Genomic DNA, 18,777 nt, shown 5'->3' with positions numbered 1-18,777 from the left:
AGGAGGAAATGAGTAATGAATCAAGACAAATCGATGGAATTTATGCAAATAGCAATGAAATACCTACCAGAGGCAAAAGAAAAATTAGATCAAGCAGGAGTGGAGATTTCCTTTGAATTGCTTCAACCTTTTATGGAATTATTCACTAAGGTGATGAATGAAGCGTATGAGCTTGGAAAAAATGATGCATTAAAATAAGTAACAAAATATTTCTTAAAGAAAAAAGCTTCCATGAAAATGGAAGCTTTTTTAAGGGATATGAAAACTCAATTAATTATCGTCTTTTAGGTACAATCTGTTGCTGATCAATATACTTACGCTTTTCTTATTTATCTTTTTGAAGAAATTTATTTATAATTGGAGACACTTTTTGAAACATCGGTTTCAATTCATTCAAGGAATTGAACAGATTATCCACATGATTCATCATTTTATCATAATCAATATTTTGTAACTTCGGATTATTTAAGAGATTTGATAATAAATCATCTGTTTCTTTTGGTTGATTATTTACCTGATTTATAGGGGGAGCTGGCCTTTCCCCTCTAACATTACCGAAAAACATTCTGTCAAATGGATGTACTATTCCTTCGTTATTGTCTCTAGTTTCCTCGCTACTTTCTTGAATTACTTCCTCACTCAATGGTTATTCCCTCCTTCCTTAATATTCAAATTATGCTACATACATGTCTTAAGAATAGATAAATGTCCCGGGTATGCATTCAAATCTTGAATAGTGACAAAAAAAAATCGACCTGCTATAATTAGTAGCAGGTCATAATAATAACTATAAATGTAACCGAATGATAATATGAATTCAAAGCCTATAATAAGTTGAGCGAATTTAAGCAAAGAAATATAGTTTTGATTTGTCTTGTTAACACATCTATAAAGGAGATGTCTCTTTATGAATGCAGGAATCATTGGAGTAGGAAAGTTTAGTCCAGAGAGGGTATTATCTAATTTTGACTTAGAAAAGATGATGGACACATCAGATGAATGGATTCGTACAAGAACTGGAATCGAAGAACGAAGAATTGCTGATAAAGATATGAATACATCTGATATGGCATATGAAGCTGCAGCAAAAGCGATTAAAGATGCAGGAATAGCACCTGAAGAATTAGATCTAATTCTTGTTGCAACAGTGACACCTGATCAACCTTTTCCATCCGTTGCGTGTATGCTTCAAGACCGTTTAGGTGCAAAAAAAGCAGCGGCAATGGACATAAGCGCAGCCTGTTCAGGTTTTATGTACGGTGTAGTGACGGCTAAACAATTTATTGAAACAAATGCTTATAAATATGTGCTGATTGTTGGTGTGGAGAAGCTATCTAAAATTACTAATTGGGAAGACCGAAATACAGCTGTTCTCTTTGGTGATGGTGCAGGTGCAGCGATAATGGGGCCGGTTTCAGAGGGAAGAGGAGTATTAGCCTTTGATTTAGGTGCAGATGGATCTGGTAGAAAACACTTGTATGAAGATGAAAACAATCATATTATTATGAATGGTAGAGAAGTGTTTAAATTCGCTGTAAGACAAATGGGTGAATCATGTATTAATGTCATTGAACGAGCAGGATTAACTAAAGAGGATGTTAATTTTCTAATTCCCCATCAAGCGAATATCCGTATTATGGAAGCCTCAAGACAAAGATTGGAATTGCCAATTGAAAAGATGTCTAAAACCGTTCATAAATATGGAAATACCTCTTCTGCTTCGATTCCAATTTCATTAGTTGAAGAATATGAGGCAGGAAAAATTAAAGATGATGATGTCATTGTGCTAGTTGGTTTCGGTGGTGGATTGACATGGGGTGCAATTGCACTTCGATGGGGTAGGTAACCAGAAAACTGGAACTTTCACTTATTTCGGGTTATTATGTTAAAAGTAACGAATGCTCTTTTGGCATATGATAGCTATAAATGAAAGATAAGAGCTTAAATAAAATGATAATCTTCTTGAATTGGAAGGAGATAGAGAAATGGAAAATAAACGTGTAGTTGTTACTGGAATAGGAGCAGTATCACCAGTAGGAAATGATGCAAGAACATCATGGGAAAATATCATTGCTGGAAAATCCGGTATTGGTCCATTAACAAGAGTGAATGCAGAAGAATATCCTGCTAAAGTTGCTGCTGAAGTAAAAGATTTTGATATTGAAAACTATATTGAAAGAAAAGAAGCAAGAAAAATGGATCGTTTTACACATTATGCAATAGCTGCTTCAATGATGGCAGTAAAGGATGCAAATTTAACCATTAATGAAGACAATGCCAATCGTGTGGGTGTATGGATCGGTTCAGGAATTGGTGGAATGGAAACATTTGAAAATCAGTTTGAAACGTTCCAAAAACGAGGATATCGTCGTGTCAGTCCATTTTTTGTACCTATGATGATACCTGATATGGCTGCAGGACAAGTATCTATTTTTCTAGGTGCCAAAGGTATTAATTCATGTACTGTAACTGCATGTGCAACAGGTACAAACTCAATTGGAGACGCCTTTAAGGTTATTCAACGTGGTGATGCAGATGTTATGATTACTGGGGGAGCAGAAGCGCCTATTACCAGAATGTCAGTAGCAGGTTTTTGCGCAAATACGGCCCTATCAACTAATCCTGATGCAAATACAGCGAGTAGACCATTCGATCTAAACCGTGATGGGTTTGTCATTGGTGAAGGGGCAGGTATTCTTGTTCTTGAGGAACTAGAACATGCACTTGCCCGTGGTGCAGACATCTATGCAGAAATTGTTGGGTATGGAGCAACAGGTGATGCGCATCATATTACAGCGCCAGCACCAGGTGGTGAAGGTGGTGTTCGTGCCATGCAAGCGGCTTTAAATGATGGAAACATCCAACCGAACGAAGTTGATTATATTAATGCACATGGGACAAGTACAGAGTATAATGATAAATACGAAACAATGGCTGTAAAAGAAGTATTTGGAGAGCATGCATACAAGTTAGCTGTTAGCTCAACTAAATCAATGACTGGTCATTTACTTGGTGCTGCAGGTGGAGTTGAAGCAATCTTTTCAGTATTGGCGATTAAAGAAGGTATGATCCCGCCTACGATTAACTTAGAAACACCAGATCCTGAATGTGATTTAGATTATGTATCAGACGGTGCTAGAAAACAAGAGGTTAACGTAGTAATGAGTAATTCATTAGGCTTTGGTGGGCATAATGCAACGATCGTATTTAAGAAATATTAATATGAATGTTTTGGACAGGATATTGATTCCTGTCCTTTTTTTAGTGGTACAGGAAAAGCATAAACTTTTTACTTCACAACCCTTATTTAGACCTGTGAAATTTTGGAGATTCAAAATAATATAGAATATTTGTTGCTTTTATAGACCCCTTTGATTCCTTTAGTCATAGAATAAACAGAATAGAATGAAAGAAGGTGGGTCCTATTGGGGTAATTCGTACAGATCAATGGTTAGAAGAGTTAATGGATCAACCAGAAAAAATTTGTAAGAAAATTGATCCTACAGTTAAAAATGCTCGTGCCTATTATGAATATTTGCAGTTCTTTGGTATGTATCGGCCCCATAGACGCTCAAAGGATTTATTAGAAGTATTAAAGGAAAAACAGGCATGGGTGAAGATGGACCGCTATTATAAGAAATACAAAAAGCTCTGGAACGGTCCTGAGATTGATATTTATATTTTACCTATTAATAGATACAATCATGGATTAATCCGCCAGACAAATGGAAAATCAGGGGTTACTTTTAAGGATAAAATTTTATTTTTTATAGGTGAAATAGATGATGAAAGAGAATGGGAAGCATTATTCATCCATGAATATAATCATGCAACGAGAATGCAACATATGAAAGGGAATACACTGGACTATACATTGCTTGACTCCTTGGTATTAGAGGGGTTAGCTGAGTATGCAGTGGAACATTATTGTGGTGAAAAGTATTTAGCAAAGTGGACGAAAGGCTATTCTGATAAGATGTTAAAAAGGTTTTGGAAAAGTGACTTTGAAGGTAGATTAACATTAAAGAAGAGAAATCCATTACATGATGATTTACTTTTTGGAAGAAAGCTTGTCCCCCATATGATTGGATATGCTATAGGATATAAGATAATTTCTGAATATAATAAAGAAACTATATATTCTATTAATAAATTGTTTTCTGTTCCTTCAGAAAATTTAAACTTTAGTAATATTTTTAATGATTGAACCCATAATATATGGGTTTTTTTACTATTATTCGGCAAATTGTGATATTTCAAATAAAAAAATATTGCAATTATTGTCGAACTATAATAATATACTATTTAAATATAGCAACTTGTCTGAATAATTAAGAAGTTTGAGGTGTAGCGAATGAGCACGGAAGCAAACTTAAAAAATCAATCACCACTACTTGAGGTGAGGAATTTAGAAACAGCCTTCAGTATTGAGGGCAAATTATATAATGCAGTTGATAATGTATCCTTCAATGTGAAGCCAAAACAAATTGTTGGTGTTGTAGGAGAATCCGGTTGCGGAAAGAGTGTAATGTCCTTATCGGTCATGAAGCTGCTTCCAAAGGGAATTGGTTCAATTCGTAATGGTGAGGTTGTATTCGAGGGGAAAAATATTGCAGAGATGTCGGACAAAGAAATGAATAAGATTCGTGGAAAAGACATATCAATGATTTTCCAAGAGCCAATGACATCTTTGAATCCAGTTTTTACTATTGGTTATCAATTGCAAGAGACACTTTTTAACCATATGAGCATTTCAAAAAAAGAAGCGCGTGAAAAAAGCATTGCCTTATTGAAAAGTGTCGGTATCTCTCGACCAGAAAAAATTGTTGATGAATACCCGCATCAATTATCTGGTGGTATGAGACAGCGTGTCATGATTGCCATTGCCATTGCATGCCAACCTAAGCTGTTAATAGCTGATGAACCAACAACAGCTTTAGATGTTACGGTTCAAGCACAAATCTTAGATTTATTGAAAGAAATTCAAGAAGTGAACGATATGGCTGTTATTATGATCACTCACGACTTGGGAGTCGTTGCGGAAATGTGTGACGAAGTAATCGTCATGTATGCAGGGAAGATCGTAGAGAAAACAGATGTTGATACATTATTTCACAATCCAAAACATCCATATACAGAATTACTTATGAATGCAATTCCGAAAATGGATGAAGAGGTAGAAACATTAAGTACGATTGAGGGGATCGTTCCTTCGCTTCAAAAGATGCCTCAAGTAGGCTGTCGTTTTGCGAATCGTTGCCCGAAAGCAATGCCAGAATGCAAAACAATTACACCGCAGCTTGCAGAAATTGAAGCGGGTCATGAGGTTTCCTGTTTGCTTTATGAAACAAGCAAACTAAAAGAGGGGGCAATGGTTTAATGAGTATGACGATAAATCAATTAGAGGAAAAATCCTCGAGCAAAAGACTGAAAACTGATAATCTGTTGGAAATTCAAAATCTTAAGACGTACTATCCAATTAAAGGTGGATTTTTTAAACGGACAGTAGGAAACGTTAAAGCTGTTGATGATGTGAGTTTCGCGATTGCAAAAGGGGAAACATTAGGCTTAGTTGGAGAATCAGGTTGTGGAAAGTCTACAACTGGAAGAACGATATTACGCCTGTTAAGTCCTACATCTGGAAAGATTATTTTCGATGGAAAGGATATCACCAATCTCTCCGGTAAAGATTTGCGCTTAGCGAGAAAAGATTTTCAAATGGTCTTTCAGGATCCGTACGCTTCTCTCAATCCGAAACAAATGGTTGGAGATATTGTATCTGAACCGATTAGAAACTTTTCTAATAAGAGTTTAAAAGATTTAAGAGACGAAGTAATGAGTCTTCTTAAACGAGTTGGTTTACCAGAGGATGCTTATTATAAGTATCCACATGAATTTTCAGGTGGTCAACGACAAAGAATCGGGATTGCAAGGGCATTGGCATTAAAGCCGAAATTAATTATAGCGGACGAGCCTGTATCGGCCCTTGACGTATCTGTTCAATCACAGGTACTGAATCTATTAAAAGAATTGCAAGACGAGTTTGACTTAACCTTTTTATTCATTGCCCATGATTTAAGTGTTGTGAAACATATGAGTGACCGAATTGGGGTCATGTATCTCGGAAATTTAGTAGAGCTTGCTGACAAGGATAGCCTTTATTCTGAGCCTCTACACCCATATACGCAAGCATTGATTTCTGCGATTCCAGAACCAGATCCTCGTAAGCGAAAAGAGAGAATTGTTTTACAGGGGGATGTACCATCGCCAGCTAATCCACCAACAGGATGTCCTTTTCATACAAGATGTCCCGTTGCGAAGGAGGAGTGTTCGAAGGTTAAGCCTACCTTAAAGGAGGTGAAACCCGGACATCAAGTAGCATGTATTCTATATAACTAAAGAGAAAAAATGGGGGGAAATACCTTGAAAAGAAAATCAATACTATTACTTACTGCACTAATGCTAGTTATGTCTATGTTTCTAGCAGCATGTGGTGGGAAAGAGAAAACAAGTGAATCAACTGATGGTAAGAAATCTGCTTCAAGTGGACCAAAAGATGGCGGAACAATGATTTATGCATTAGATAGTGCTCCAAAGGGGTTATATAATATTAACTTTTATCAAGACACTGTTGATGCCCAAGTTTTAAATTTTATTCAAGATGGATTAATTAAATATGATGAAAATTTAAAGCCTGTGCCAAATATTGCTTCATGGGAAACAAAAGATAATAAAGTATTTAAATTCACCTTTAAAAAAGGTGTAAAATGGCAAAATGGTGAAGAACTAACAGTTGATGATTGGATTTTTGCTTTAGAAACAATTGCAGATAAGGATTATGATGGTCCTCGTTATACAAATGTTGAGACAATTGAAGGAGCACCAGCTTATCACGAAGGAAAAGCAAAAGAAATTTCTGGTCTTAAAAAGATCGATGACTATAATATTGAAATTACATTCGATAAAGCTCGTGTAAACAATCTTGAAAATGTTTGGACATACCCGTTATCAAGAAAAGAATTTGAAGGTGTAGCAGTAAAAGATATGTCTGCATCACCACAAGTTCGTCAAAATCCGATTGGAACAGGTCCATTTAAAGTGACTAAAATTGTTCCTGGAGAATCAATTGAATTTGTCCGTAATGAAGATTATTGGCAAGGTAAGCCACATATCGAAAAGATTGTATTAAAAGTTATTGATCCAAGTCTCGTTATTGGTGAACTTAAAAATAACCAACTTGATATGACTAATTTCCATCCAAGTAACTACGAAGAAGTGAAAAAACTTAAGAATGTAGAAATATTAAAAGCACCAGGTTTATCTTATTTCTATGTTGGCTTTAGAATGGGTACTTGGGATGGTAAAAAGAATGTAATGAACTATGATAAATATCAAAATAAAGAACTTCGTCAAGCGATGGCATATGCGATTAATCGTGAAGAATGGACGAAAGCATTCTTCTTTGGTTTAGGTAAACCAGTAAATCGTCCAGTACCAACTGCACACTGGATTGCTGCTGATAATAGTGAGTTACCAAATCAATACGAATATGATCCAAAGAAAGCTGAAGAATTATTAGATAAGGCTGGTTATAAAGATGTTGACGGAGATGGTTTCCGTGAAGATCCGAAAGGTAAGAAATTCGTGGTAAACTTCAGTCACTATGCAACGGATAATCCAACATTTGAAGCACGTGCAAAAGCACTTACTCAATATTGGGAAGCAGTTGGCTTAAAAACAACATTAAAAATGATCGATTCTAACCTATACTACGATATGCTTGAAAAAGCTGATAAATCTATGGAAGTATTCTATGGAGGTTGGAGTACTGGTACAGACCCAGATCCATCTGGTCTTTGGACTTCTACTGCACTTTGGAACTATCCACGTTGGGTTAACGAAAAGAATGATCAATTGTTAGCTGATGCATTAGATGTAAACATTGTAGGTACAGATCAAGAAAAACGTAAACAACTATATGTTGAATGGCAAAAGCTTGTCAATGAAGAATTACCAATGATTCCGATTGGTGAAACTGATGAAGTTTATGCAGCTAGTAAACGTCTTCATGGTTTAACTTTAGATGTATCAGGAACGAACAGCCCTCATGAATGGTGGCTTGAACAATAATTATTTTATTTATCTTAAGCTGTAGCAGATAAGGAGAATGAACATGTTGAAGTATAGCATTAGAAGAATATTGGCCATGATTCCAATGTTACTCCTTATCTCCATTGTGGTTTTTACCCTGGCACAATTAATGCCAGGGGACTCCTTCAGTGGAGAAATAGATCCTAATAATACAAATCCGGAATATATTGAGCAAATGCGAGAAAAATTAGGGTATAATGATCCGATTTATGTTCAATATTTTCGTTGGATTTCAGATTTTGTTCAAGGGGATTTTGGGAAGTCTACGCGTTATAAAATGGCGGTTTCAGATGTAATTGGTGATAGATTGCCTAATACAATATTTTTAGGATTAACATCTTTAATAATTACTTATATACTTGCTTTTTTAATGGGTTCCTATGCAGGGAGAAAACCACATACATTAGGGGACAACTTAATAGGTGGGTTAAATTATCTTGGGTTAGCAATACCTTCATTTGTAGCAGGTGTTTTCGCAATTTACTTTTTTTCATTCCAATTGAATCTGTTTCCTTCAAATGGCTCTGTTGATATTACAGTAACTGATGGAACAGTCGGATATTGGTTAAGTCGTTTTCATCATGTGATTTTACCAGCATTAATTCTTGGTTTATTAAGTACCGCAAGTTATACTCAGTTTTTGCGAAATGATATTATTGAAAATAGCCGCAAAGATTTTGTTCGTACTGCGAGAGCAAAAGGTACAAAAGAAAATAAAATCTATAATGTTCATATTTTAAGAAACTCAATTATTCCATTAATAACGTTTTTAGGTTTTGATATTGTATCAATTATTAGTGGAGCAATTATTACAGAAACAATTTTTACTTATCCTGGACTAGGTCAATTATTTATCGAATCAGTAACTACAAGTGACTATCCAGTACTAATGACTTTGACAATGATGTTCTCGTTTTTAACATTATTCGGGAATTTAATTGCTGATATATTATACGGGGTCGTAGATCCACGAATACGTTTAGAATAGGGGGGACTGATATGGAAACTGTAACTGAGAAATCAAATCAAATTTTGACTAGTAAACCAAAAAGTGCTTCTCCATGGGCAATAGCTCGGAGAAAATTCATGAAAAATAAACTTGCAATGATTAGCTTAATCTTTTTATTAATTGTAATGGTCATTTCTATCATTGCACCATTTATTACAACACAGGATATAACAAAGGTTAATATAAGCCAGATGTCACTTTCCCCTTCTTCTGATCATTTTTTAGGAACTGATAAAAGTGGACGAGATGTTTTTACAAGATTATTGTACGGTGGTAGAGTATCATTATTAGTAGGTTTATCATGTACATTCTTAGTAATTTTATTTGGTACACTTGTAGGTTCAATAGCAGGATACTTCGGTGGAATGGTTGATAGTCTTCTTATGCGCTTTGTCGATTTTGTATTGAACTTCCCGTTTCTAGTATTCGTTATTGTATTAAATACTATACTATTTGGAAAAGTTTCTGGCCTTTGGGTCTTAATAATTGTCATCAGCTTTTTAAGTTGGGGCGGAGTTGCACGTATTGTGCGAAGTAAGATATTAGCAGAGAAAGAAAATGAATATGTATTATCATCCGTATCAATCGGATGTTCATCCTCGAAAATAATTATTAAACATCTACTACCAAATGTACTATCTACAATTATTGTTCAAGCTAGTATCACATTTGCATCGATGATTGTTGCTGAAGCAGGGTTAAGTTATTTAGGATTTGGTGTACCACAAGAGGTTCCTAGCTGGGGGAATATGTTATCCTCATCAAAAGAACCTGATGTTTTACAATATAAAACTTGGATTTGGGCACCACCAGCTATCATCATTACGTTAACCATTCTTTCTATCAACTTTATTGGTGAAGGATTGAAAGATGCGCTTAACCCGAAATCATAAAAATAATTCCCAACCATATTTGGTGGGGATTTTTTTTGTTCATTTACAAATAGTTTCTATTATTTTTAATCCCTCTTTATTCTGTGTTTATTACTACATAAATCTATAAAATTCTACAAAAAACCAATTTATTTCAATATAATAAACCTTCAATCTAGTTTAAAATTTTAAAAAAGTCTTGCAAATGTAATCGTATTGTAATAATATTTTATTCAAATATAATAACATTCAGAATAATTAATGAGTTTGGGGTGTATACATGGAGACAAAAACTAACATTGATATCCAGACACCAATCTTACAGGTGAAAAACTTGGAAACTGCGTTCATGATAGATGGCGAACAATATAATGCAGTAGATAATGTATCGTTTACTGTAAAACCAAAGCAAATTGTCGGAGTAGTAGGTGAATCTGGATGTGGTAAAAGTGTAATGTCCTTGTCTGTCATGAAGCTGTTACCAAAAGGAATTGGATCTGTTCGAAATGGTGAGATTGTTTTTGAAGGGAAAAACATTGAACATTTATCTGATAAAGAAATGAACAAAATACGTGGAAAAGATGTTTCGATGATTTTCCAGGAACCAATGACATCATTAAATCCTGTATTCACCATCGGCTATCAACTTCAGGAAACCCTCTTTAATCATATGAAAATTTCAAAAAAAGAAGCAAGGTTGAAATCAATAGCTTTATTAAAAAGTGTTGGTATATCTCGTCCTGAAAAAATTGTTGATGAATACCCACATCAGTTATCAGGTGGAATGAGGCAGCGTGTGATGATTGCTATCGCAATCGCATGTCAACCAAAGCTATTAATTGCTGATGAACCAACAACCGCTTTAGATGTAACAGTTCAAGCGCAAATTCTAGATCTATTAAAAGAAATTCAAGAAATCAATAATATGGCGATCATTTTAATTACCCATGATCTTGGTGTTGTTGCAGAAATGTGTGATGAAGTAATAGTAATGTATGCAGGGAAGATTGTTGAAAGAACTGATGTTGACACATTATTCCATAACCCAAAACACCCATACACAGAGTTATTAATGGGAGCAATTCCTAAAATGGATGAAGAAGTAGAAAAATTAAGTTCAATTGATGGTATCGTTCCTTCACTTAAAAACATGCCTCAAGTAGGTTGTCGTTTTGCCAATAGATGTCCAAAAGCATTACCAGAATGCAAAACTATATCACCACAATTAAAAGAAGTGGAGTATGGTCATGAGGTATCTTGCTTGCTGTATGAAACAAGCATACCGAAAGAGGGGTCGAAAGTTCTATGAGTAATACAGCAACAAAAAATAAAGAGAAATTATTAGAAATTCAAAATCTAAAAACCTATTATCCGGTTAAAGGTGGGTTTTTAAGAAGAACAATTGCTGAAGTTAAAGCAGTTGATGATGTGAGTTTTGTGATTAATAAAGGTGAAACTTTAGGTTTAGTTGGTGAATCGGGGTGTGGAAAATCTACTGCAGGTAGAACGATTTTGAAATTATTAAATCCTACTTCAGGAAAAATAATTTTTGATGGGAAAGATATCACCAATCTTGGAGGCAAAGAGTTACGACTTGCAAGGAAGGACTTTCAAATGGTATTCCAAGATCCATATGCATCTTTAAATCCAAAACAAATGGTGGGTGATATTGTTTCTGAACCGATAAGAAACTTTACTAGCAAAAGTATGAAAGACTTGAAACTCGAAGTGTTGGAATTATTACAAAAAGTAGGTTTACCTGAAGATGCTTATTATAAATATCCACATGAGTTTTCAGGGGGACAAAGACAAAGGATAGGGATTGCGAGAGCATTAGCATTAAAGCCAAAACTGATTGTTGCTGATGAACCAGTATCGGCATTGGATGTTTCTGTACAGTCACAAGTTCTAAATCTATTAAAAGAGTTACAGAATGAATTTGATTTAACTTATCTTTTTATTGCTCATGATTTAAGCGTCGTAAAACATATGAGTGATCGAATCGGGGTAATGTATCTAGGAAATTTAGTAGAAATAGCTGATAAGTCTAGTTTATATGCAGAACCACTTCATCCATATACTCAAGCATTAATCTCAGCTATCCCTGAAGCTGATCCGCGTAAACGAAAAGAACGAATCATTCTCCAAGGGGATGTACCTAGTCCTGTTAATCCCCCGTCTGGTTGTCCGTTTCATACAAGATGTCCTGTAGCGAGAGATGAATGCTCAAAAAGAAAGCCTTCTTTAAAGGAGGTGAAGCCGGGACACCAAGTGGCATGTGTACTCTATGAATAAATGAAAAGAATAATATTTGGGGGGAAAAACATTGAAGAAAAAATCCATATTATTAATGGCAGCACTGATGTTAGTGATGTCAATGTTTCTTGCTGCCTGTAGTGGCAAGGAAAAGACAGGAACGAACGACAGTGGGAAAGGAAAAGATACAGAAAAACAAGGTGAATCAGCTAGTGGTCCACAAGATGGTGGAACGATGGTTTATGCCCTTGATAGTGCACCAAAAGGCTTATTCAATATAAACTTCTATAAAGATGCGGTTGATTCTGAAGTTATTGACTTTTTTGATGATGGTTTAATTACCTATGATGATCAATTAAAACCTATTCCTAAGATTGCTTCTTGGGAAACTGATGATAATAAGGTATTTAAATTTACATTTAAAAAAGGCGTTAAATGGCATAATGGAGAAGAATTAACAGTTGATGACTGGATATTTGCAATTGAAACACTTGCTGATAAGGATTATGAAGGTCCTCGATATGAAAATGTAAAAACGATTGAAGGTGCTGCAGCTTATCATGATGGTAAAGCAAAAGAAATTTCAGGTTTGAAAAAGATTGATGATTATAATATTGAAATTACATTTGATAAAGCTCGTGTGAATAACTTAGAAAATGTTTGGACATATCCTATGTCAAGAAAAGAATTCGAAGGTGTAGCTGTAAAGGATATGCTTGAATCACCACAAGTAAGACAAAATCCAGTTGGTACTGGTCCGTTTAAAATAAATAAAATTGTTCCTGGTGAATCAATTGAATTTGTACGAAATGATGATTACTGGCAAGGTAAACCACATATTGAAAAGATTATTTTAAAAGTAATCGATCCGAGCCTTGTCATTGGAGAATTGAAAAATAGTCAACTGGATATGACTTCATTCCATCCAAGTAATTATGAAGAAGTACAAAAATTAGATAATGTGGAAATATTAAAAGCTCCAGGATTATCTTATTACTACGTAGGCTTTAGAATGGGTACATGGGATGGAAGTAAAAATATCATGAATTACGATAAATATCAAGATAAGAAACTACGTCAAGCAATGGCTTATGCAATGAATCGTGAAGAATGGACGAAAGCCTTCTTCTTTGGCCTAGGTAAGCCAGTAAACCGTCCGGTTCCAACTGCACACTGGATTTCAGCAGATAATAGTGACTTACCTAATCAATATGAATATGATCCTGAGAAAGCTAGGCAATTACTGGATGAAGCAGGATATAAAGATGTTGATGGAGACGGTTTCCGTGAAGATCCAAAAGGGAAAAAATTTGTTGTAAACTTTAGCCATTATGCGACGGATAATCCAACATTTGAAGCGCGTGCAAAAGCACTTACACAATATTGGGAAGATGTAGGTCTTAAATCTTCTTTAAAAATGATTGATTCAAACCTTTACTATGACATGCTTGAAAAAGCAGATAAATCTATGGAAGTCTTCTTTGGTGGTTGGAGCACTGGTGCAGATCCAGACCCTTCTGCTACTTGGACATCAGATGCATTATGGAATTTCCCACGTTGGGTAAATAAAGATAATGATCAATTATTAGCAGATGCTTTAGATGTTAGTATTGTTGGTACTGACCAAGAAAAACGTAAACAATTATATGTTGATTGGCAAAAACTTGTCAATGAAGAAGTTCCGATGATTCCAGTTGGTGAAGTGGATGAAGTTTATGCTGCAAGTAAACGTTTGAAAGGATTAACTTTAGGCGTAAATGGAACAAATAGTTCTCATGAATGGTGGTTGGAACAGAAATAATCCTACAAGATGTTGTAACAGATAAGGAGAATGAGCATGTTGAAGTATAGTATTAGAAGATTATTAGGCATGATTCCAATGTTACTCCTTATCTCCATTGTTGTGTTTACCCTGGCAATGTTAATGCCAGGGGATCCCTTCGGTGGAGAAATTGATCCAACAAATACCAGTCCTGAGTATATTGAACAGATGCGCGAGAAATTAGGATATAATGATCCAATATATGTACAATATTTTCGCTGGATTTCAGATTTTGTTCAAGGAGATTTTGGAAAATCAACCCGTTATAAAATGGCTGTAACCGATGTGATTGGAGAACGGTTGCCGAATACAATATTTTTAGGATTTACCTCTCTAGTAATTACATATATTCTTGCATTTATTATGGGATCCTATGCAGGGAGAAAACCATACACAATCGGTGATAATCTGATAGGTGGTTTAAACTATCTGGGGTTAGCCATTCCTTCTTTTGTTGCAGGTGTTTTCGCCATTTATTTCTTCTCATTCCAACTAAATTTATTTCCTTCGAATGGATCAGTTGATATTACAATAACTGATGGAACATTTGAATACTGGTTAAGTAGGATTCATCATGTTCTCTTGCCTGCAATTATTCTAGGTCTTTTAGGTACGGCAAGCTACACTCAATTTTTACGGAATGATATTATTGAAAACAGTCGAAAAGACTTTGTTCGTACGGCAAGGGCAAAAGGAACAAAGGAAAGTAAAATCTATAATGTTCATATTTTAAGAAATTCAATTATTCCACTAGTAACTTTTTTAGGTTTTGATATCGTAAATCTAATTGGTGGTGCAATTATTACTGAATCGATATTTACATTTCCTGGAATAGGGCAATTATTTATTGAATCAGTAACTACTAATGATTATCCTGTGTTAATGACATTGACAATGATGTTCTCGTTTTTAACCCTGTTCGGGAATTTAATTGTTGATATATTATATGGAGTCGTAGATCCAAGGATACGAGTGGAATAGGGAGGACATGGCATGGAAATTGTAACGGAAAAATCTAATCAACCTCTTGGCAAAAAAACAAAAAGCCATTCTCCATGGGCCATTGCTCGAAGGAAATTTGTCAAGAACAAATTAGCTATGGTTAGTTTGGTATTTTTAGTCATTGTGGCTGTCATCTCTATACTAGCGCCATATATAACCACGCAGGATATATCAAGGGTTAATATAGGTCAAATGTCATTATCTCCATCTTCAGAGCATTTTTTAGGAACAGATAAAAGTGGACGAGACGTTTTTACTAGATTGCTGTATGGTGGACGGGTTTCCCTATTAGTTGGATTATCCTGTACTTTTTTAGTAATTTTATTTGGAACAATCGTCGGATCTATCGCTGGTTATTTTGGTGGCGTCATTGATAGTATTTTAATGCGCTTTACAGATTTTGTACTAAACTTTCCATTTATGGTATTTGTTATTGTGTTAAATACGATATTATTTGGTAAAGTGTCTGGAACTTGGGTTCTAATTTTGGTAATTAGCTTTTTGAGTTGGGGTGGGGCAGCACGGATTGTGAGAAGTAAAATACTTGCAGAAAAAGAGAATGAATATGTTTTGTCTTCTGTCTCAATTGGCTGTTCTTCTGTTAAGGTAATTATGAAGCATCTATTGCCTAATGTGCTTTCTACAATTATCGTTCAAGCAAGTTTAACATTTGCTTCCATGATTGTCGTTGAAGCAGGATTAAGTTATTTAGGATTTGGAGTACCTCAAGAAGTTCCTAGCTGGGGCAATATGTTATCTTCATCAAAAGAACCTGATGTTTTACAGTATAAAACATGGATATGGGCACCTCCCGCCATTATTATTACCTTGGTAATTCTTTCTATTAATTTTATTGGGGAAGGTCTAAAAGATGCATTAAATCCAAAATCATAATAATGTAAAACTCCCACCAGTATGGTAGGGGTTTTTTATTTTTATTTTAATTTATTTAACAAAATTCCATTATCATTATTCTGTTAGGCGAGGAATATTTTTACTTCCCTTTGCCCATACTGTTGGATAAACAGTTGATGCAAGGGGGTTAATAAAATGCTGTATCTTCATGATGTGTGGGTAAATTGGTTTGAAGGGGAAGAAAATGGATATAATATTTGCCATTTTCATGAATGGAGAAGGGATGATACGATAGAATTATTAGATCAGGTCCCACTTCTATTCGTTGAACCCGTATTATTTAATTACATAGAAAATGATTTGAGTGAACTTCCTTCGGAAATGATGAATGAAGTATACCAAAAAGCCTTTTTAAGAAAAAATCATGAACGTGTACAACTGGATTATTGTTTTGTTATTACTGATGGTAAAGGGATATTGGCAGTAGATACGATTGGTTATAATATTCCAATAAGAAAAAGTAGATTAATTCCACGACAAGAACAATTAGTTTATGAGATGATTGGTCAGCATGAACCGGCGAAATATAATTTTGAAAAAGAACAGACAATCAAAGAGCATCATATTCTCTCACCTAATCCTGAAATTATGTGCGGGCTCACAAGAAAAGAAAGACAACTCAAACAATTACTTTTTATGGCGTTAGATCAATTATATTCTTCTAAAAACGCCGCGGAAATACGTTACTGGTATACTGAATGGTCACCCGAGCTTTATGCGGAAATCCAAGTAATGGATTTTGAGGATGTCTGGAAACGACTCTATGAAGATGTAAAGTATGGATGGACAGAGAAACACTCTAATCTATGTGAGAATTTAATTAAGGGACAACCTTTTTTTGAAAAGTTATGGGAGTTAGAACATGGACCGAAAGTTAATTAAAATAAAAAAATTAGGCTAAAATTTTACTAGCCTAATTTTTTCGTTTTAATTTGTACCCTGACAAGTTCCTTTATTATTACATTTAGGTTTTGGAGCAGGACTACCTCCACCATCTGAAATTTTCTCCTTGTTTGAAGAAGCATTTACGGTTTGTACTATAGGTGTGAAGGATAAGCAAGTTAGTAATAAAATACCTGAAAGGATAGAAAGAAATGTTTTTTTCACCGTATATCACCTCCTTATATTTTGATTATTTAAATAATTCGATATCATTTTTGAAAAATCCTCCTAAATCGATAAAAAATTGTAAATTATTTAAATATCTCCATAATATGAATAAAAAAGGCTGCCGAAATTTTCGACAGCAATGAAGATTATCTTCTCTTTCTCCCTAAGCCCATACCATTTTCCATTTTCTTCACCATTTTACTAGCTACTTTATTTGCTTTTTCAGCACCCATGTCTAAAATTCTATCCAGCTCATCAGATTCGATTAATTGATAATATCTTTCTTGAATGGCTGAAAGTTTTTTAACGAGAACTTCTGCCAGGCCGCTTTTAAATTCGCCGTATCCTTTGCCTTCATACTCGGAAACAATATCATCAATTGGTCGGTTATCGATAATAGAATAAATGGATAACAGATTGGATATTCCTGCTTTATTCTCCTTGTCAAAACGAACAACTCCATCTGAATCTGTAACTGAACTTTTAATTTTCTTTTCGATTGTCTTTGGATCATCAAGCAATGAAATAAATCCTTTCGTATTTGGATCAGACTTACTCATTTTCTTTGTTGGATCTTGTAAAGACATAATTCTGGCTCCGACTTTCGGTATGCGAACCTCTGGTATCGTGAAAATATCATTATATTTTTTATTAAATCTTTCAGCTAAATCTCTTGTTAATTCAAGGTGTTGCTTTTGGTCTTCACCCACTGGGACGAGATCCGTATTGTAAAGTAAAATATCTGCTGCCATTAATGGTGGATAAGTTAATAAACCGGCAGTAACTGAATCTTTACCTTGGGATTTATCTTTAAATTGTGTCATACGTTCTAATTCACCAATATAGGCAACACATTGCAACATCCATGCAGCTTGTGCGTGTGCAGGAACTTCTGATTGAACGAAAAGAGTAACTTTTTCTGGATCAATCCCAACTGCGATATAAAGTGCAGCTAGACTGCGAATGTTTTTTCGAAGCACTAATCGGTCTTGAGGAACAGTGATAGCGTGCTGATCGACAATACAGAAATAACAATCATATTCATCTTGAAGCTCGACAAATTGCATTAATGCTCCGATATAGTTTCCTAATGTAATGGTGCCTGAGGGCTGAATCCCTGAGAAAATTGTTTTCATATTGTTTATTCCTCCTATGTTTCTTGATTGACATTTTAGTATGGAGTTATTTCTTGAGAACCCTATATAGAATTCTCAAGATTAGTCCTTTTTCTCCAAACAACAAAAAAACCATTCATCCCTATAAAAGTAGGGACGAATGGTTTGATCCGCGGTGCCACCCTAAGTGCTAAAAAATTAGCCAGCTTAGTACCATGTGTTAAAACATGGAATCTCGTTAACGAGAGATTAATCGCCAAAAACTAATAAGATCAAAAAATCCGTTCATTTTTGATGCTCCAAAGTCCATTCCATAAGCTTCGCTTGTTTGTTTTCACCAACCACAAACTCTCTAAAAAGCAAAAATCAAATGTACTATTCTTTATCATAGCTATAACAATAATAAAATTTTACCATAGTATATCCGAGAGGGAACAAAATGTCAATAAAAAGGGAAAATTAATTGGAATTCGGTTTAAAGGAAAATGTGATGGGTAATATAATCATAAAAGTAATAGAGAGGAA

The 18,777-nt window shown here is 34.8% G+C and carries 18 protein-coding genes and 1 other annotated feature; of the genes, 15 read left to right on the top strand and 3 right to left on the bottom strand.

All coding sequences use genetic code 11. The annotated features are described in order from the left end of the window. Positions 1–15: 15 nt before the first annotated feature. Positions 16–198: a ComZ family protein gene (locus NST63_RS17670; protein ID WP_058004798.1), complete on the top strand. Its 183-nt coding sequence runs from the start codon at positions 16–18 to the stop codon at positions 196–198. Positions 199–325: 127 nt separating this feature from the next. Here NST63_RS17670 and NST63_RS17665 read toward each other — a convergent pair whose 3' ends face one another. Next, entirely contained in the window at positions 326–643 is a 318-nt protein-coding gene (locus tag NST63_RS17665) for a hypothetical protein (protein ID WP_212942417.1), read from the bottom strand. Positions 644–907: 264 nt separating this feature from the next. Between NST63_RS17665 and NST63_RS17660 the strand changes: the two genes are divergently transcribed. The 14 genes from NST63_RS17660 to NST63_RS17595 all read left to right on the top strand — a co-directional run bounded on the left by NST63_RS17660 (position 908) and on the right by NST63_RS17595 (position 16,909). Continuing rightward, the gene (locus NST63_RS17660; RefSeq protein WP_212942415.1) at positions 908–1,846 is read left to right on the top strand and encodes a beta-ketoacyl-ACP synthase III; all 939 of its coding nucleotides are present in this window, start codon (positions 908–910) and stop codon (positions 1,844–1,846) included. A 139-nt stretch (positions 1,847–1,985) separates the two neighbouring features. Further along, entirely contained in the window at positions 1,986–3,221 is a 1,236-nt protein-coding gene (fabF, locus tag NST63_RS17655; protein ID WP_212942414.1) for a beta-ketoacyl-ACP synthase II, read from the top strand. A 194-nt stretch (positions 3,222–3,415) separates the two neighbouring features. After that, positions 3,416–4,207: a DUF2268 domain-containing protein gene (locus NST63_RS17650; RefSeq protein WP_212942413.1), complete on the top strand. Its 792-nt coding sequence runs from the start codon at positions 3,416–3,418 to the stop codon at positions 4,205–4,207. A 147-nt stretch (positions 4,208–4,354) separates the two neighbouring features. After that, on the top strand, positions 4,355–5,380 hold the full coding sequence (locus NST63_RS17645; protein ID WP_212942412.1) for an ABC transporter ATP-binding protein: 1,026 nt from the start codon (positions 4,355–4,357) through the stop codon (positions 5,378–5,380). 5 nt (positions 5,381–5,385) lie between these two features. Continuing rightward, positions 5,386–6,399 carry an ABC transporter ATP-binding protein gene (locus NST63_RS17640; protein WP_212942734.1) on the top strand — a complete coding sequence of 338 codons (1,014 nt, stop codon included), beginning with the start codon at positions 5,386–5,388 and terminating at the stop codon, positions 6,397–6,399. 24 nt (positions 6,400–6,423) lie between these two features. Then, positions 6,424–8,130, top strand: coding sequence for an oligopeptide ABC transporter substrate-binding protein (gene opp4A / locus NST63_RS17635; RefSeq protein WP_212942411.1), 1,707 nt, complete (start codon positions 6,424–6,426; stop codon positions 8,128–8,130). Positions 8,131–8,173: 43 nt separating this feature from the next. Beyond that, positions 8,174–9,139 carry an oligopeptide ABC transporter permease gene (opp4B, locus tag NST63_RS17630; protein ID WP_212942410.1) on the top strand — a complete coding sequence of 322 codons (966 nt, stop codon included), beginning with the start codon at positions 8,174–8,176 and terminating at the stop codon, positions 9,137–9,139. 11 nt (positions 9,140–9,150) lie between these two features. Further along, complete coding sequence (opp4C, locus tag NST63_RS17625; protein WP_212942409.1) at positions 9,151–10,053, top strand: oligopeptide ABC transporter permease; 903 nt, start codon at positions 9,151–9,153, stop codon at positions 10,051–10,053. A 259-nt stretch (positions 10,054–10,312) separates the two neighbouring features. Next, a complete protein-coding gene (locus NST63_RS17620; RefSeq protein WP_071976856.1) occupies positions 10,313–11,341 on the top strand; it encodes an ABC transporter ATP-binding protein in 1,029 nt (342 codons plus the stop codon). Next, positions 11,338–12,327: an ABC transporter ATP-binding protein gene (locus tag NST63_RS17615; protein ID WP_071976857.1), complete on the top strand. Its 990-nt coding sequence runs from the start codon at positions 11,338–11,340 to the stop codon at positions 12,325–12,327. Before NST63_RS17620 ends, NST63_RS17615 begins: the two co-directional genes overlap by 4 nt. Before the next feature lie 31 nt (positions 12,328–12,358). Beyond that, the gene (opp4A, locus tag NST63_RS17610; RefSeq protein WP_341043128.1) at positions 12,359–14,089 is read left to right on the top strand and encodes an oligopeptide ABC transporter substrate-binding protein; all 1,731 of its coding nucleotides are present in this window, start codon (positions 12,359–12,361) and stop codon (positions 14,087–14,089) included. 36 nt (positions 14,090–14,125) lie between these two features. Next, positions 14,126–15,091, top strand: coding sequence for an oligopeptide ABC transporter permease (opp4B, locus tag NST63_RS17605; RefSeq protein WP_071976858.1), 966 nt, complete (start codon positions 14,126–14,128; stop codon positions 15,089–15,091). A 12-nt stretch (positions 15,092–15,103) separates the two neighbouring features. Then, positions 15,104–16,006: an oligopeptide ABC transporter permease gene (opp4C, locus tag NST63_RS17600; RefSeq protein ID WP_212942407.1), complete on the top strand. Its 903-nt coding sequence runs from the start codon at positions 15,104–15,106 to the stop codon at positions 16,004–16,006. Between the two features lie 156 nt (positions 16,007–16,162). Beyond that, positions 16,163–16,909, top strand: coding sequence for a YjbA family protein (locus NST63_RS17595; RefSeq protein ID WP_212942403.1), 747 nt, complete (start codon positions 16,163–16,165; stop codon positions 16,907–16,909). Positions 16,910–16,954: 45 nt separating this feature from the next. Here the strand turns inward: NST63_RS17595 and NST63_RS17590 are convergent, their stop codons facing one another. Both NST63_RS17590 and trpS read right to left on the bottom strand, forming a co-directional pair. Beyond that, a complete protein-coding gene (locus NST63_RS17590; protein WP_341043127.1) occupies positions 16,955–17,134 on the bottom strand; it encodes a hypothetical protein in 180 nt (59 codons plus the stop codon). Between the two features lie 149 nt (positions 17,135–17,283). Beyond that, positions 17,284–18,273 (bottom strand): tryptophan--tRNA ligase, encoded by a 990-nt coding sequence (gene trpS, locus NST63_RS17585; protein ID WP_058004813.1) that lies wholly within the window; start codon positions 18,271–18,273, stop codon positions 17,284–17,286. A gap of 128 nt (positions 18,274–18,401) precedes the next feature. Then, positions 18,402–18,650 (bottom strand) — a binding site (T-box leader). Positions 18,651–18,777 lie beyond the last annotated feature (127 nt).

It is taken from the genome of Heyndrickxia sp. FSL W8-0496 (assembly GCF_038007825.1).
GTDB classification, from domain to species: domain Bacteria; phylum Bacillota; class Bacilli; order Bacillales; family Bacillaceae_C; genus Heyndrickxia; species Heyndrickxia oleronia.
Note: the sequence above shows the minus strand (reverse complement) of the source record. Positions and strands in the feature narration are given on the sequence as shown.